This is a genomic window from Nonomuraea fuscirosea, from assembly GCF_003001935.1.
Classification (GTDB): Bacteria; Actinomycetota; Actinomycetes; order Streptosporangiales; family Streptosporangiaceae; genus Nonomuraea; species Nonomuraea fuscirosea.
In genome coordinates this window covers 700,396-714,827 of the sequence record NZ_PVNG01000002.1, presented here as the reverse complement: position 1 = coordinate 714,827, position 14,432 = coordinate 700,396, and the positions used below count along the sequence as shown (strand labels likewise).

General features: G+C 74.0%; 12 protein-coding genes. 3 read left to right on the top strand and 9 right to left on the bottom strand.

The genetic code is table 11. The annotated features are described in order from the left end of the window. Position 1: 1 nt before the first annotated feature. The 3 genes from B0I32_RS06680 to mycP all read right to left on the bottom strand — a co-directional run bounded on the left by B0I32_RS06680 (position 2) and on the right by mycP (position 1,898). Positions 2–298: a WXG100 family type VII secretion target gene (locus tag B0I32_RS06680; protein ID WP_106235883.1), complete on the bottom strand. Its 297-nt coding sequence runs from the start codon at positions 296–298 to the stop codon at positions 2–4. Between the two features lie 18 nt (positions 299–316). Beyond that, a complete protein-coding gene (locus B0I32_RS06675) occupies positions 317–640 on the bottom strand; it encodes a WXG100 family type VII secretion target (RefSeq protein ID WP_106235882.1) in 324 nt (107 codons plus the stop codon). A 91-nt stretch (positions 641–731) separates the two neighbouring features. Beyond that, positions 732–1,898, bottom strand: a complete 1,167-nt coding sequence (gene mycP, locus B0I32_RS06670) for a type VII secretion-associated serine protease mycosin (RefSeq protein WP_181307093.1) — start codon at positions 1,896–1,898, stop codon at positions 732–734. 132 nt (positions 1,899–2,030) lie between these two features. On the opposite strand from mycP, the gene B0I32_RS06665 reads away from it, so the two are divergent. The 3 genes from B0I32_RS06665 (at position 2,031) to B0I32_RS06655 (ending at position 5,851) form a co-directional block, all read left to right on the top strand. Beyond that, positions 2,031–2,651: a hypothetical protein gene (locus tag B0I32_RS06665; protein WP_106235879.1), complete on the top strand. Its 621-nt coding sequence runs from the start codon at positions 2,031–2,033 to the stop codon at positions 2,649–2,651. Then, the gene (locus B0I32_RS06660; RefSeq protein ID WP_106235877.1) at positions 2,648–3,922 is read left to right on the top strand and encodes a hypothetical protein; all 1,275 of its coding nucleotides are present in this window, start codon (positions 2,648–2,650) and stop codon (positions 3,920–3,922) included. Before B0I32_RS06665 ends, B0I32_RS06660 begins: the two co-directional genes overlap by 4 nt. A gap of 84 nt (positions 3,923–4,006) precedes the next feature. Next, the gene (locus B0I32_RS06655; RefSeq protein ID WP_106235875.1) at positions 4,007–5,851 is read left to right on the top strand and encodes a serine/threonine protein kinase; all 1,845 of its coding nucleotides are present in this window, start codon (positions 4,007–4,009) and stop codon (positions 5,849–5,851) included. 84 nt (positions 5,852–5,935) lie between these two features. Here B0I32_RS06655 and B0I32_RS06650 read toward each other — a convergent pair whose 3' ends face one another. The 6 genes from B0I32_RS06650 to B0I32_RS06625 form a co-directional block, all read right to left on the bottom strand. Next, positions 5,936–8,188 (bottom strand): transglutaminase TgpA family protein, encoded by a 2,253-nt coding sequence (locus tag B0I32_RS06650; RefSeq protein WP_181307090.1) that lies wholly within the window; start codon positions 8,186–8,188, stop codon positions 5,936–5,938. A gap of 128 nt (positions 8,189–8,316) precedes the next feature. After that, on the bottom strand, positions 8,317–9,435 hold the full coding sequence (locus B0I32_RS06645) for a DUF58 domain-containing protein (protein ID WP_106235872.1): 1,119 nt from the start codon (positions 9,433–9,435) through the stop codon (positions 8,317–8,319). After that, complete coding sequence (locus tag B0I32_RS06640; RefSeq protein WP_146178063.1) at positions 9,432–11,615, bottom strand: NHL repeat-containing protein; 2,184 nt, start codon at positions 11,613–11,615, stop codon at positions 9,432–9,434. Before B0I32_RS06640 ends, B0I32_RS06645 begins: the two co-directional genes overlap by 4 nt. Before the next feature lie 172 nt (positions 11,616–11,787). Further along, positions 11,788–12,210 (bottom strand): YbaB/EbfC family nucleoid-associated protein, encoded by a 423-nt coding sequence (locus B0I32_RS06635; RefSeq protein ID WP_106235869.1) that lies wholly within the window; start codon positions 12,208–12,210, stop codon positions 11,788–11,790. A 227-nt stretch (positions 12,211–12,437) separates the two neighbouring features. Further along, on the bottom strand, positions 12,438–13,154 hold the full coding sequence (locus B0I32_RS06630; protein ID WP_181307089.1) for a class I SAM-dependent methyltransferase: 717 nt from the start codon (positions 13,152–13,154) through the stop codon (positions 12,438–12,440). A 107-nt stretch (positions 13,155–13,261) separates the two neighbouring features. After that, on the bottom strand, positions 13,262–14,425 hold the full coding sequence (locus tag B0I32_RS06625) for a LacI family DNA-binding transcriptional regulator (RefSeq protein ID WP_219911666.1): 1,164 nt from the start codon (positions 14,423–14,425) through the stop codon (positions 13,262–13,264). Positions 14,426–14,432 lie beyond the last annotated feature (7 nt).

Sequence of the window (14,432 nt, the reverse complement as noted above, 5' to 3'; positions counted from 1 at the left end):
CTCAGGTGCCCCAGCGGCGGACGTTGGCGTTCTCCGCGTCCCGCATGATCGCGGTCGCGTCGTGCAGCGACGGCCCGAGGCGCTGCATGGTGTCGCCCATGGCCTCCACCGCCTGGTTCCACTGGACCTTGGCGTCGAGGTAGACGGCCTTGGCCGGGCCGTCCCAGGTCTCCAGGACCTTGAGGTCGTCCTCCAGGTCGGCCAGTTCGCCGACGAGATTGGCGTAGGCGCGGCCGAGCTCGGCCGCGATCTCCTCCATCTCGTCGAAATTGGCGAGGATGATGTCGGGACCGGTCATGGTGAGCTCTCCTTCGCCCTAGATGGCGCCGCCGTTGAGGGACGACCTCAGTCTCGCGGCGACCTCGCTCGCGCTGGTGCTCGCCTCGGTGTACTGGACGTCGGTCGCCTTGAGGTTCTCGCCGATCCTGGCGAGGGCCTCGATGACCTTGGTGAACTGCGGGGTCCACTCGTTGAGCACCTGCGTGTAGACCGTGGCGGCCTCGCCCATCCAGGCGCCGCCGAGCGTCTCGGGGATCAGGGCGAGCCGGTTGCGGATCTGTTCCACGTTCCCGACGGCGATCTGTACGCGTTCCGCGGCACTGTGCTGGCTGCCCTCGGCATAAGTGGTCCTGTCTGCCACGGTTCACCTCTCGGCTCTCGTGAACCCGCTGTCGACCGGGTTCCGAATTTCTGGATCAACGTAGGCGGCGCTCGATGCCAGGGCTGTGGTTTCAACTTTCCTGTAAATGTTCTCCGGCCCCCGGCCCGCCGGCCCCCTGTTCATCGGCCCGCCGGGCCCGCCGCCTGGCTCTGGGCAGCGTCAACGCCAGGAAGACCGTCAGCGCCGTCACCCCGCCCGCGCCGGCCGTGATGCCGATCGCCAGGCCGCGCGTCCGCTCGTCGGGCACCGGCGCCGTGGCCAGGACGACGGGCGGCGCGGCGTCCCGGCTCTCCTCCGCCTCCGGCAGCACGGAGGTGACCGCCTGCAGCGGGTTGACCAGCCCGGCCCCGGTGCCCGCCGCTCCCCCGCCCTCGGCCGTCCGTTCCAGCCGGCGCTTGACCTGCCAGTGGTCGAGGCCGGGGTGCCGGGCCCTGACCAGGGCGGCGACGCCCGACACGAAGGGGGCGGCGAAGCTGGTGCCGTCCAGTCCCGTGCGGTAGCCGCCGCCCGTCCACGCGCTCGTCACCCCGGCGCCCGGCGCGGTCACCGAGACGCGGGTGACGTCGTTGGAGAAGCCCGGCTTCCCGCCGTCGGGCGAGGCCGCGCCCACCGCGATCACGCCGGGGTACTCGGCCGGGTAGGCGGGCGTGACCGCGCCGTCGTCCTGCTTGACGTTGCCGGCCGCGGCCACGATCACCGCGTCCTTGGCCTGCGCGTACGTCACCGCCGCCTTCAGCTCGGGGGCGTCGTGGGCCTGCACGGACACGTTGATGACGTCCGCGCCCAGGTCGGCGGCCCGCCGGATGCCTCGCGCCAGCCGGGACACGTCCCCCGAGCGCCCTTCCGTCTGCTTGATCGACACGATCGCGGCGGCCGGCGCGACGCCCAGCACCGGGACGCCGCGCGAGGTGAGGTCGCGCCCTGCGATGATCCCGGCCACCGCCGTGCCGTGGCCGACGCAGTCGCGCGGGTCCGTGGCGGTCAGGTCCACCTGGCGGGTGACGGCGCCGGCGAGCTGGGGATGCGCGGCGTCCACGCCGCTGTCCACGACGGCGACGGTGACGCCCTCGCCCCTGGTGAGCCGCCACACCCGCTCGAAACGCAGCCGCTCCTGCGGCCACGGCGTGCCGGTGACCTCCGCGACGCCCGGCTCCGGGTCGCAGCTGACCGGCCTGCCCGAGGCCGGGGCAGGGGTCAGGGCGAGCAGCAGAGCCGCGACGCCGTGGAGGAGAGGCACGGTAGGGGAGTCTGCCGACACTCGCCCGCTGTCGTGGCTCTCTTCCAAAAACCTTGAAATGACGCGTCATCCCGCGGTACGCCCGGTACGCAGGTGTCGGCATGTCCGGCGACGTGTGGACGCGGAGAGATCATGACGACACCTGAGGACGGCGGGGACAGCCAGCGGCCGACCGTCGGCAGGTCGTACCTGGAGCGGGAGAAGCTCACCAGGACCTACGAGGGCGGAGGCTCGGGCGAGGAGTTCGACCACGAGGCGCACACCGTCGAGGACGCCTACGCCGACCACCTCGTCGACCACGGGAAGGGCGCCTACCCCGGCCGGAGCACGCTCACGCCGCCCGACCCCGACGGCGGGCGGTTGCTCGCCGCGCACCCGATCGACCCCGGCGCGCCGAAGAAGGAGCTGTTCGTCGACCTCGACGCCTACGAGGACCCGGCCACCGGCACGCCGCGGCCGTCGTCGCCGGTGGAACGGCTGCGTCAGGACCTCGACCGGCTCAAGGGCGCCGGCCAGGACACGGGCCTGAAGCTCCTGCTCGACCGGGCCCGGCTCGACCAGCGCGAACTGGGCGCCTGGCAGGCCGCCGACGACCTGCGCGCGACCACGGACAAGGCGCACGCCGCGCTGGGCGGCGCGATCGACCGGCTGTACACCGTGTATGAGTCCGTCATCCAGGCGCTCGACGCGACCGTGCAGACGGCCAAGGGGGCGGACCGGTCCCTCGCGAGCGACCGGCGGGCGCGTACATGAGCGGCTTCTGGGAGGAGGCGCTCAGGGACGAGAACCGGGCGCCGCATCCCGACGGCACCCGGTCGCTCAACGGCGCGGACTCCGAGGACGCCGACGGCGTCGCCGCCCTCCTCCAGTCGACCGAGCCCGAGCAGATCGCCCGGGCCGGGCGCGACTACCTGGAGATCGCCCGCATGTGCGGGGAGTCGGTGGCGGAGCTGAGCGCGCAGGCCCGCGCCGTCTCCGAGACGCTCGGCGGGGAGTCGCTGGAGGGCGTCTTCAGGACCCTGGGCGAGCTGCAGCGGGACCTGGCCAGGATCAGCGTCGCGGCCACCTCGGTCGGGACGCCGCTCGAATGGTACGGGGACAAGGTGCTGCGCTGGTTCAAGGACAACGTTCCCGGGACCGGCTCGGTCGGCCTCGACGACGACGTCTTCGACGCCTTCGGCAGCGTCGAGGACAACGGCCACGTCCTCGCGCGGCATCACCTCCGTCTGCTCAACGGGTACATGGGGGACGTGTACGGCGCCATCGCGCCCACCGTCGAGCAGCGGACGTCCGCGCCGGGGGCCGATCTGGGCTTGCCGTCGTCAGGGCGGGGTCTTGGCCTGCCCGGCGGCCCTTACTCGGGCAGCGGCCTGACCTCCCCTTACGGTGATATATCCGGTTTTGGCTCCCCTTACGGCCCGGGGACCGGCGGCCCGGACCTCCCCGGCCTCCGCCAACCGCAGGACCCGTCCCTTACGGACCCGTCCCTCACGGATCCCTCCCTGCGCGACCCCTCCCTGCGCGACCCGTCGCTCCGTGACCCGTCGCTCCAGGACCCGTCGCTCTCCGGCGGCCAGAACCCAGGTGTCCAGAGTCCGGGCGTCCAGCACCCGTCGCTGCCGAACCCGGACATGCCTGGCATGTCCCCTCCCTCGCTCGACCCGCCCGGGGGGCTGTCGCAGCCGCCGTCCACGACGAACCTGTCCAGCCTGCCACCGTCCGGCCTGCCGACGTCGAACCTGCCGCCGGCCGTCCCCGGCACCACGCTCACCCCCACCGGCAACGGGCCCGGCGTCACCTCGGGCGTCACCCCCGTGACCCCGTTCGGCGGCACCGTGCCCAAGCCATTGGCCGCCGGAGCGGGGCTCGGGCTGAACGGGATGCCCATGGGCATGCTGCCGCCGTTCGGCGCGACCGGGGCCGGGGCCGGGCAGGAGCGCGAACGGGAGCGGACCAGGACGGCGCTGGTGGAGGACGAGGCGTTCGAGTCCGACGACCTGGGCGGCCCGCCCGTGATCGCATGAGCGCGGCGGCATGAGGCGAGGGATCGCACGAGCGGGGCGACATGGGCGACGGTCGTCTGAGCGTGGTGCGGCGATGAGCGTGGTGTGCCGGTGGGTGTGATCGCCGAGCGGGTGCGCGGTTACCGGCTGCTGGAGCGGGCCGGGCAGGACGGGCCCTGGACCACGTACCTGGCGCGGACCGCGGCTTCCGGCGAGGGAGGCCGGCCGGGCGGCGAGGTGCTGGTCAAGACGCTCGCGTGTCACCGGGTGGACAAGCGGGCGCTGAAGCGGATCGTGCGCGGCTTCGGCTTCCCCGAGGCGCTGGCGGTGCTCGGCTCGGTGGTCCCGGTGCTGGAGGTGGGGGCGACGGGGGACGGGCGGCCGTACCTGGTGACGCCGCCGCACGAAGGTCTCACGCTCGCCGAACGGCCGGGACGCGGCCTGCCCCTGCCGCTGGAGCAGGCCACGGGGCTGCTGCGGTCGGTGGCGCACGCGGTCGCGGCCACGCACGCGGCCAGCGGGGTGCACGGGCGCGTCAAGCCGGAGAACGTCGTCATGACCGGCGGCGGGGTGGTGCTGACGGGGTACGCCATGTCGGCGCTGATGTCGATCGTGGAGCTGCCGGACGGGACGCCGCCCTCGGTGCACGCCGCGCCGGAGGAGCTCGAAGGGCGTCCGCCGGTGCCGGCCTCCGACGTCTACGCGCTGGCGTCGATGACGTACGAACTGCTGGCGGGCCGGCCCGCGTTCGCACTGGACGGACCGGGAAGCACGGCCAGGTTCGCCCTCGGCGTCCTGACCGAGGACCCACCCCCACTGCCCGCCTCGGTGCCGTCATCCCTGGCTGCCCTCCTGCTCGCGGCAATGTCCAAAGACCCGGCAAACCGCCCCCCGGCCACCGCCCTAGCCACCGCCGCCACCCCACCCGGCAGGACCGGGCAGCAGGCCGGCACGGCTGGCGGGGACGGCGAGGTGGATCACGACCCCACCGTCCGGGTCCCCAAAGCGCGCCTGGGTCAGGCACCCACGGCGCGGCTCGCCATGTCGTCGGCCGAGGGCGCGGCGGTCGGCACGACCGGTCCGGTCTCCAGCGGTCAGGAGTGGTCGGGGCCGCCGGAGCTTGTGTGGACGGTGGATCCGGATCGCTCGCAGGTCAGGCCGCCGGCCGGGCCGCAGCCGTTCCTGCCGCCGGCTCCTGAGGTCACCGCGCCGCCGCTCGCGCCCGCGGCCCCGGATCCGGGTGGTCGGGGCGGGAAGGCGCCGTTGCTCGTGGCGGGCGGGGCGGCGCTGGCGGTGCTGGTGGGGGCGGGCAGTGTCGCCCTGGCGATGAGCGGCGGCGCCGGGACCACGACCGCGCAGCAGCAGGCCGGGGCCACGGAGCCCGCCGGCGATGCCACCCCACCGGACGGCTCCGTCAACGACGCGCCACCCGACGCCTCCACGGTCGCGCCGCCGGACGCCTCCACGAGCGTCGCGCCGCCGCCGGCCGACCGGCAGCCGCCGAAGACACTGCGGGACCAGGAGTGGGGCGACCCGGGGACGCCGTCACCATCCCCGCCCGCCGTACGACGAAGCGCCGACCCGGCCACCGTCGCCACGTACCGCCCCAAAAGCCTCAAGCTGGTCACCGACAGCGGCACCACGGTGACGCTGGCCTGGAAGGCCGTCCGGAAGAACGGCTACCCCATGATCATCCAGCAGTCCCCCGGCGACCGCCTGATGTCGGCGACCACCGGCGGCAGCACCTACACCGTCGGCGGCCTGGACCCGGCCCTCGGCTACTGCTTCAAGGTCGGCAGCGTGGTCACCCTGGGCCGGCCGTCGTCGGTGGCCTGGTCGTCCGCGTTGTGCATCAGGGGCGCGGCGGAGACAGGCACTCAGAACGACGACCAGGCCCAGCCCCCGATCGTGCTCCCCCTGGCCACCCCGCCGACGACCTCCGCCGAGTAGCCACCTCGCTCGCAACCCCAGCCTCACAGCGACACCACCCGCCCCGCCCGCGCCCCCAACCGAACAGCCGCTCCGGCCGCGTCGTCAGCCGAGCAGCGACAGTGGCGACAGCCGGGTGACGAGCCTCCGCGCCACCCCTGACCGCCGCCTGACCAGCCCGTCCACCGTGGCGTGGTGCCGCCAGGCCAGTTCGGCGTCGGCGTCGTCCACGGGTGCTCCGCCGAAGGTGGCCAGGTTGGCCAGGTCGGCGAGTGTGGTCAGCGGTTCCTGCGCGCCGGGTCCCAGAGCCTCCTCGGCCAGGTGCGCCACCTCACCGGCGGTCAGCGCGCCCGAGGCGACGGGGATCCCGGCCGCCCGCAGGCGGCTCACCGTCTCCCGCCACGCCCCCATCACGCGGGCGGCGGCCGAGGCGCCCCGGCGTCGGCGCGTTCTGCGGACGAACGGCACGATGCCCGCCGCGAGCAGGTAAGAAGCCAGGAGGACGGCGGGAATCACGGCCCACATGAGAGTCCACGACGTCCCGTCCGGGACGGGTCGCGGCTGCCGGCTAGCCTGACCGGTGGGTGTCTTGTCGGGTTCGGGCTGGGAGGAGTCGTCGTTGATCGCCTGCTCGATCTCCTTGGCCTGCTTGGGAGCGCCCTCGGCCACGTCACCTCCCTCGCCGGCCCGCGTACGCGAGGGCGTCGGATAGAACGGCACCCACCCGATCCCCTTGAACTCCACCTCCGCCCAGGCCAGCACATCCCCGGCGCGCACCTGCCGCACACCACCGCTCCCCCGCTCCCCGGCCCCGCTCTCCCGCTGACCGGCCACGGTCTCGGCCCCGGCCCTCGTCTCGGTCCCGGTCAACTGCTCCCCGGTGCCGGCCCGGCCCGCGCCCGCCCCCTGCGCCCGTCCGGTGTCCCGGCCCGCTCCCGAGGACTCATGCGCCGTACCGGGCCGGAACCCGACGGCGATCCTGCTGGGCAGCCCGATCGAGCGGGCCAGCAGCGCGAACGACGCGGCGAACTGCTCGGTCGTCCCCCGCTTCGACTCCGTCAGGAAGAACTCGATGCTGCGGTACCCGTGCCCCGGCGGCGCGTTGACGTCGTTCACGGCGAGCTTGCGCAGGTAGGCCGCCAGCTTGGCGGCCTGCTGCGCCGGGCTGCGCGCCCCCTCGGTGGCGCGGCGGGCGATCCGCCCGAGCCGGGCCCGTTGCGGCGGCGTACGGCCGTCGGGCCCGTCCGGCAGGGCGCGGGCGGCCGGGTCGTCGGCCGCGGTCGCCCCGCGCAGCTCCTCCGTCGTGAACCGGCGGATCCCCGAGGTCACCTGGTACGTCATCCCCTCGCGCGCCTGCGTGCCGGCCAGCATCCCGGTGGCGGGATCGACCACGATGCCGGGCCCTGTGACCAGCAGCGGCCGGTCGGCGGCGGGCAGCCACGGCCCCGGCAGCCTCTGCACGGTGAACCGCTGCACGACGCTGTCACGCGCACCCGGCTGACCCGGCACCCGGCCGCCGGTGGGGACGAAGCCGGCGTTCGACGTCCAGCTCACCCCGTCGAAGGTGTCCAGGACGGCCAGCCGGAGGTTCGCCTCGGAGCTCGTGCTGACCGTGAACAGCTCGCGCTGAGGGTTCTGCAGCCACGCCGACACCTGGTCGAGCGCGCTGACCCCGTTGATCGGGCGCGGCGGCGGCTGGTCGACCAGCTCGCGCACGTCGTACGGCCGCCCGGCCATGGGCAGCACGGGACCGGCGACGGCGGCCACCAGCACCAGGCCGACCAGCAGCGGCACGCCCGCCGCGATCGTCCCCGCCGGCCTGCCGGACCTGACCAGCGCGAGCAGCAGCGCCAGCCCCGCGAACCCGGCCGCGTACGGCACCGTGGAGCCCGCCCCCGCGACCCCGAGCACGACCGCGACGGCCAGCACGGGCAGCGCGGCCACGGCGGGCAGCAGCACGGCCCGCGACCGCAGCGCCAGCTCGGCCCCGGCTGCGGCGGCGGCCCAGACCAGGAAGCTGACCAGCACGATCGCGGTGCTGTCCGGGGCGGCGGGCAGGATGGTGGTCAGCAGCCGGCCGCCCGCCTCACGCACTCCGGTCAGCGCGGCGCGGACGGCGGCCGGTCCGGGCAGGAACCCGAGCCACGCCTCCTCCCTGAACACCGTGGCCGACACCGCCGTCAGCCAGGCCAGCGCCTGTACGGGGACGACGCCCCAGAGCGGCAACCGCCCGGAGACCAGCAGCGACAGCACAGACGGCACCCCGGCCGCCACCGCCACCACCGGCAGCAGCGCGTCCATCGGGAACACCCCGTCGAACGCCAGCCCGGCCCCCGCCACCAGCAACGCGACCGCCACGACGGACGCCACCCGCCGCCCCGGCCCCTCGCCATCGCGAGGCCCGGCCGCACCGGCGTGCGGGCCAGGGGCGGCAGACGGCTGCGGCCCAGGGGCCGGCCGGTCGGCGGGGGCGCTCGGTGGGGTGGCTAGCGTGGCCATAGCGCGGCCAGCTCCCCGAGATCCCCCACCTCGATCACCGTCACCCCTTCCGCCCGCGGCAGCCCGCCCGGCGACGCGGGCCCCACCCGGACGAACAGCACCTGGTCGAAGCGCCGCCGCACCGCCGCCGCACCCGCCAGTGCCGCGTACGTGCCGCTGACCAGCACCAGCGAACCGCCGGCCCCCGCCAGCCTGAGCGCGTGGGCGGGCGGCTCGGCGGCGTCGGACCGCCGCACCAGCGCCAGCCGGTCCAGCACCTCCTCGTCCTCCCCGCCCTTGGCGTGCACCAGCTCCCCGGCCCCGGTGAACACCCGCACGGGGAACCGGTCCCGCGTCACCGCGCAGGCCGCCGACGCGGCCACGTCCACGGCCAGCTCGAACTCGTCGTCGCCCTCGTACGACGAGGTCCTGGTGTCGAGGACGGTGACGGTGCTGGGCAGGTTGACGTCGGTCAGCTCCTTGACCATGAGGATCCCGGTCCTGGCGGTGGATCGCCAGTGGACGTGGCGCAGGTCGTCGCCGACGACGTACTCGCGCAGCCCGTTGAAGCCGCTCGTCCCGGCCGGCGCCGAGCGCGCCGCCAGCCCGTCGAGGTGCCGCTGTCTCCCCGCGTGCGGCGGCGGCAGCGGGACGGTGCGGGGCCGGACGAGAAGCAGGTCGGCCCGCCCGTACGCGACCGAGCGGCGGGCCAGCCCGAACGGGTCACCCCGGTCCAGCAGCAGCGGCCCCACCGGCGTCTCCCCCCGGCGGCGCGTGGGCAGCCGGTACGACACCGTCCGCGTCGTGTTCCCGGCCAGCGCGGGCACCTCGACGGACACGGTCGTGTCCCGGCAGGTGTCCCTGGCGACCAACCCCGAGTGCCGCCACCGGCCGGCGTTGCGTACGTGGAGAACGGCGATGGCCGGCTCCCCTCGCGTCACCTTCACGGGCGTCACCTCGCGCCGCACCTCCAGCGACACCCCCCTGAGCGTCCACAGCGCGCCGGCCCCCACGGCGGCGAGCCCGGCCACGGCCAGCACCGCCGCCTGGGCGTACCCGAGCGGCGCCCCCACGGCGTACACGAGCACCGAAGAAGCCGCCAGGCCCCACCCCGCCCTGGTGATCATTCACACTCCCAGAGCGGGGCCGCGGGGAAGCCCCCCTTCGGGGTGTCCATGAGCACGTCGTTGAGCCAGCCGTTGCCGTGGGAGGATTCGACCTTGTTCCAGACGTCGCTGCTCATGCCCGTGTCGGTGTCGGTGAAGCCGGCGCCCTTCTGCTGGCAGAGCACGGTCATGGTGACGTACGTGCCCTTCGGGATCCGGCCCGCCTCCGCGCCCGCGCTCGGCCCCGAGCGGATGAGCGTGTCGCGGTGGTCGTTGTGGGCGTTGCTGAACTGGGCCGACGGCGGGCGCAGCTCGGCGGTGGCCTCCGCGCGGTCCTGGCTTTCGCCGGCCTCGTTCTTGGCGCGCAGGGTCCAGGTGTAGGACTGGCCGTTCTTCAGCCCGGTCACCTCCGCGCTCGTCCCGTCGGGGGTGGCCGGGTGGGTGCCGGGGCCGTCGAGGAGGTACGTGACGCCGTCCTTGGCGTTCTCGGGCGGCGACCAGGTGAGGTCGGCGCCGTGGTTCTTGCCCTTGGCGGTGAATCCGGACGGGCGGCCGGGGGCGACGCAGGGACGTACCGGGATGGACGGGGCCGATTCCACCTCGCCGCCGGCGTACTGGGCGGCGACGCGGAACGTGTACTCCTGGCCGCAACTGCCGCCCGTCACCCGGAACTGGAACGGGCCGTCGGCTCGGACCCGGCCCGGGCTGACGTCGGCGCCGCCGGGCGCGCCCTTCAGCGTGTAACCGGTGACGTCGCCCTTGCCGGACGGCGTGAAGACGATCTCCATCCAGCCGGGCCCGGAGTTCGCGGTGACCGTGCCCGGCGGGTCGGGGGTGACCGTCGGCGTCGGCGTCGGGGTCTGCGTGGGCGTCGGCGTGGCGGTGGGGGTCTGGGCGGCGGTCCTGGTCGGGGTGGCGGTGACGGTCACGGTCGGCGCGGCGGTCCTCGTCCGCGTGGGTACGGACGTCGGCACGCTCGTCGGCTGCCTGGTCGGCTGCTTGGTCGTCCGGGTCGGCACGGTCGTCGGCGGCACCACCGTGGGCACGCTGCTGGGCACGGGCAGCGGCGTCGGGGTGTCCTTCTGGCCGAGCGCCTCGTCGTACTTGCCGACCCGGTGCCCCCTGCCGTCCTGCTCGATGACCAGGGCGGTCTCGCTGAACTGGTCGTTCACCCAGAGCAGCCCGTCCTTGACGAACACCTCCAGCGGCCCCGCCTTGCCGGTGACGACCTTGTCCGGCTCGAACCGTTTGGCCACGGTGTCGTACACGATGAGCTTGCCCGTGCTCTCGTCGGCGATGTAGACGCGCCGCCCGAGCGCCTGCGGCGCGCCGAGCTTGCCGCCCTTCACCGAGACCGTCGTCAGCGCGCCGCTGCCGGTGTCGACGAGGACGAGCGCGCCCTGCTCGGGCGCCAGGATCGGCACCACCTGGCTCTCGGCCACGGCGGGGACCCGCAGGCCCGCGCGGCCGGCCTCGGTGACCGTGCTGGGCAGGCTCACCTGCAGCCGGGTCCCGGTCGCGCCGATCACCATAGCGGTGGCGGCGGCGGAGTTGGTGACGAGGGGGACGCCGTTCGCGATCGTCAGCGTGAGCGGATCGCCGGGCTCGCCGACCGTGACCGCCTTGCCCTTCTGCGCGCCGGCCACCTGCACGAGCGTGCCCTCCTCCGGCACGGGCACCCAGAGCGTGCCGCTCCTGTCGATGCCCGCCTGCCCGAGCGGCGGCTTGAGCGTGATCGGGGCGCCGACCGTGTCCACGGTCAGCGGATCGAGCTGCTGTACGGTGCCGCCGCGCGGGTCGATCCCGTACGCCTTGCCCGCGCCCATCACGATCTGCATGCCGCCCGCGCCGATCGTGCCGGTCTGCGCCACCTCCAGCTGGGTGGGGTCAATGCGGCTGACCTTGCCGGTGGACTCGTCGACGACGAGCACGTTGGCGCCGTCCTGCACCACCGTCAGCGCCTGACCGCCGGCCGAGGCCAGGTCCACCCGGCCGTCCACCTGCCCGGACAGGCCGTTGGCGTGCACCACCTCACCGTTGAGCGCACTGGCCAGCCACGCGCCGACGTCGGCGAGCTTGGGGCGCGCACTGGAGACGCCTGTGTCCAGGAACAGGCCGACTCCGACCAGCGCGGCCGTCAGCACGCCCGCGACGATCCCCGCCGCCCGCCGCCCCACCGCGCTCCGCCACCGAAAGACCACCGATTCACATCCCGCGAGATCCCATGCGTACACGCGTCCGCGGACACACTAGGGCGGGCCACCCGGCTCCCGACGACCCTTCAAATAATCTAGAAATATCCAGCTGAGCGACCGTCCCGGCACTCGCCGACGCCCGGCTCAGCAACCGTCCCCACGCTGGTCACCGCCCGGCTCAGCGGTCGTCCCGGCGCTGATCGTCGGCGGCGCGGAACCGCTCGGCCATCGACGCCTCGAAGGACTCCAGCATGGCGGCGAAGCGCCTCTCGTCGTCCACCGCATCCCCGGCGTCCCCGGCGTCCGGGGACCCGGCCATGATCTCGTCCACCTTCCCGGCCGCCTCGTCCTGCGCCTCCTGCGCCGCCCGCAACACCGCCTCGGCCAGCTTCCGGCTGTCCATGCCCATGACCCGCGGGGCGAGCACGACGTCGATGAGACGCCCGGAGGCCCCGGCCGTCACCCGCACCTGCCCGTCCGCCGCCTCACCCCGTCCGACGACCACGTCCAGCTCGTCCTTGAGCCGCTCGACGTGCGCCAGCATCTCCTCGGCCCGCGCGGTGATCCGCTCCAGATCGTCCGGCTGAAATCCGCTCAACATACCTCCCGGCTCTCCTCCGGGAGGGTAAGGGGAGAGACCCTCACTTCGGAAAAACCCGAATCGTGCGCCGGGCCTACTGACCGCGTACGTCGGCGATCAGGGGCGGCGACTTCAGGCGCTGCTCGACGTGCACCGGGGAGAATCGCACCTTCGCCGCGGATTCCGCTGTGTCTCCCGTGGCCGCGCCGTCGGCGCGTGCGGTGTCGATCTTACGAGCACGGCAGCCGTCAGCGAGTGGCCAGCAGGGCGAAGCGGTGGGCTGTGGTGTGGAGGGGGTGGCCGCGTTTCATCGCGTCGTGCAGGGCGCGGAGACGGGGCTCGCATGTGTGAACGTCGAAGTTCGGCACCTGCCAGGGGATGACGCGGAGGAACAGGACGAGTGCGCCGATGTCGTGGAACGTCGTGGTGAAGGAGCCCTCCTGGCTCCATGTGACGTTCAGGCCGGTGGTGGCCGTGTCGAGGTTCCAGGAGTGGTCCTCGTGCGGTGGGCCGCCCAAGGCCGCGTTGATCTCCTCCAGGTCGCGGCCTCCGACCTGCTGGGTGAGGAACGTGCCGCCCGGGGTCAGGAGGCGGTTCAGCTCGTGCGGGTCGTACGAGTCGTGGCGGTTGATGATCAGGTCGAAGGAGGCGTCGGGGAACGGGCGGGTGTCTTCGGTGACCGCTACTCCCAGGGGTTCCAGGCGCGCGCGGGCCAGTGGGAGGTTGGGTGGGTGGGCCTCCGTCGCCGCGGTGCGGGGCGGGAGCGGGGCTAGCGAGGACAGGAACTCGCCGCCTCCCGTCCCGAGGTCGAGAAGGGCCTTGGCGTGGGCGAGGTGGTCGCGGACCAGGCGCTCGTAGTCCCACGGCAGGGTGCCGTGGTAGGTGACGCGGTCGCCGAAGACGGAGAAGTCCCAGCCCTCGAACGGCGTGGTCAGCGCCTCGTGGATCAGTGCCTCGTAGTCCATGAGCGCGATCATGCCCGGTGGGCCGGTGCCCCGCATCCGGTTATGTCGTGGGTGCGGTGCCTCCCCGCCTCCGGTTATGTCGGGTTCGAGGGTGTGATGTGCCGGCGTTAGGGCGTGGGTCTGTGGGGTGTGCTGCTGCGGAGGGTGACCTGGGCCGGGAGGGGGTGGTGGGCGGTCGGGTCGTCCGTCGACAGGGCCAGGCGCATCGCGGTCAGGCCGGCCTCGCGCAAGGGTACGGCCACCGAGGTGAGGGCCGGCAGGACGTCCACCGCCGGGGCGATGTCGTCGAAGCCGGCCACCCCGATGTCCCGTCCCGGGATCAGGCCGGCCTCGCGGAAGGCGGTCATCGCGCCGATCGCCATCACGTCGTTGACCGCGAACACCGCCTCCACGTCCCCCATCCCCCGCCCCACCAGCCGCCGCGCCGCCTCGTGGCCGCCGTCGCGGGTGAAGCCGGTCTCGAACGCGAGCGGAGCGGGCGCGCCGGAACCGTCCAGGCCGGACAGGAAGCCCTCGTGCCGGTCACGGGACGTGCGCAGCGACGGGGCGGCGTGGAAGACGGCGAAGCGGCGGTAACCACGCGCGAGCAGCGCGCGGGCGAGCGCGGCCGAGCCGCCGCGGTCGTCGATGGTGACGGTGCCGAACGGCAGGTCCCGCTGGCTGATCAGCACCACCCGCCCGCCGGCCGTACGGTACTGCGTCAGCTCCTCGATGAGCGCGTCCCTGGTGGTGGTCCCCTCGATGCGGCTGCCGGTCACGATGATGATGCGCGGGCGCTGACCCCGCAGGGTTCTGACGATCTCCAGCTCGCGTTCGGGCGAGCCGTCGGCCACCGCCATGGTGACGATGAGGCCGGCCTCCGTCGCGGCCTGGGTGACGCCGGCCGCGATGGTGGAGAAGTAGGGGTCGGCGACGTCGCGGACCACCAGCGCGACGGTCCTGGTCGAGCCCTTGGCGATGGCTTGAGCCGACAGGTGCGGCTCGTAGTCGAGCTTGGCGGCGGCGGCGCGTACCCGGGCGACGTTCTCCGCTCTGACGTTGCGCGCGCTGCCGTTGAGGGCCCGCGAGGCGGTGGCGATGGAGACGCCCGCCTCTCTGGCGACATCGTGGAGAGTCGCGGCCGACCCTGTGGGAGCAGCCGGAGCCGTGAGACCAGCCGGAGCTGCGGGACCGGCTGGAGCTGCGGGCGGCGCCGACGTTCCGGGGAATGCCGGGGTTGCGGGAGTCGCCGGGGTTGCGGGGGTCGGCGGCGGATCTTCCATGGCGGTCATCCTGTCA

Bases quoted from the DNA above. Each gene is read 5' to 3' on its own strand.
- B0I32_RS06680 (WP_106235883.1), bottom strand. From the start codon at position 298: ATGACCGGTCCCGACATCATCCTCGCCAATTTCGACGAGATGGAGGAG.
- B0I32_RS06665 (WP_106235879.1), top strand. From the start codon at position 2,031: ATGACGACACCTGAGGACGGCGGGGACAGCCAGCGGCCGACCGTCGGC.
- B0I32_RS06660 (WP_106235877.1), top strand. From the start codon at position 2,648: ATGAGCGGCTTCTGGGAGGAGGCGCTCAGGGACGAGAACCGGGCGCCG.
- B0I32_RS06645 (WP_106235872.1), bottom strand. From the start codon at position 9,435: ATGATCACCAGGGCGGGGTGGGGCCTGGCGGCTTCTTCGGTGCTCGTG.
- B0I32_RS06635 (WP_106235869.1), bottom strand. From the start codon at position 12,210: ATGTTGAGCGGATTTCAGCCGGACGATCTGGAGCGGATCACCGCGCGG.
- B0I32_RS06630 (WP_181307089.1), bottom strand. From the start codon at position 13,154: ATGGACTACGAGGCACTGATCCACGAGGCGCTGACCACGCCGTTCGAG.
- B0I32_RS06625 (WP_219911666.1), bottom strand. From the start codon at position 14,425: ATGACCGCCATGGAAGATCCGCCGCCGACCCCCGCAACCCCGGCGACT.